Annotated in this window: 1 rRNA gene; it reads left to right on the forward strand. The window is 53.4% G+C overall.

The features are described 5' to 3' along the window. A 23S ribosomal RNA gene (locus tag ACMWKA_RS25700) occupies positions 1–693 on the forward strand; the annotation flags it as partial.

The following is a 693-nucleotide window of genomic DNA, read 5'->3' on the forward strand; positions in this document are numbered from 1 at the left end:
GTTGTTGGGTAGGGGAGCGTTCTGTAAGCCGTTGAAGGTGGCCTGTGAGGGCTGCTGGAGGTATCAGAAGTGCGAATGCTGACATAAGTAACGATAAAGCGGGTGAAAAGCCCGCTCGCCGGAAGACCAAGGGTTCCTGTCCAACGTTAATCGGGGCAGGGTGAGTCGACCCCTAAGGCGAGGCCGAAAGGCGTAGTCGATGGGAAACAGGTTAATATTCCTGTACTTGGTGTTACTGCGAAGGGGGGACGGAGAAGGCTATGTTAGCCGGGCGACGGTTGTCCCGGTTTAAGCATGTAGGCGGAGGTTCCAGGTAAATCCGGTACCTTTTAACGCTGAGGTGTGATGACGAGGCACTACGGTGCTGAAGTAACAAATGCCCTGCTTCCAGGAAAAGCCTCTAAGCATCAGGTAACACGAAATCGTACCCCAAACCGACACAGGTGGTCAGGTAGAGAATACCAAGGCGCTTGAGAGAACTCGGGTGAAGGAACTAGGCAAAATGGTGCCGTAACTTCGGGAGAAGGCACGCTGATATGTAGGTGAAGCCCCTGCGGGTGGAGCTGAAATCAGTCGAAGATACCAGCTGGCTGCAACTGTTTATTAAAAACACAGCACTGTGCAAACACGAAAGTGGACGTATACGGTGTGACGCCTGCCCGGTGCCGGAAGGTTAATTGATGGGGTTAGCGG

It is taken from the genome of Enterobacter sp. 03-F-07-AD-ECC, assembly GCF_047530935.1.
GTDB classification, from domain to species: Bacteria; Pseudomonadota; Gammaproteobacteria; order Enterobacterales; family Enterobacteriaceae; genus Enterobacter; species Enterobacter cloacae.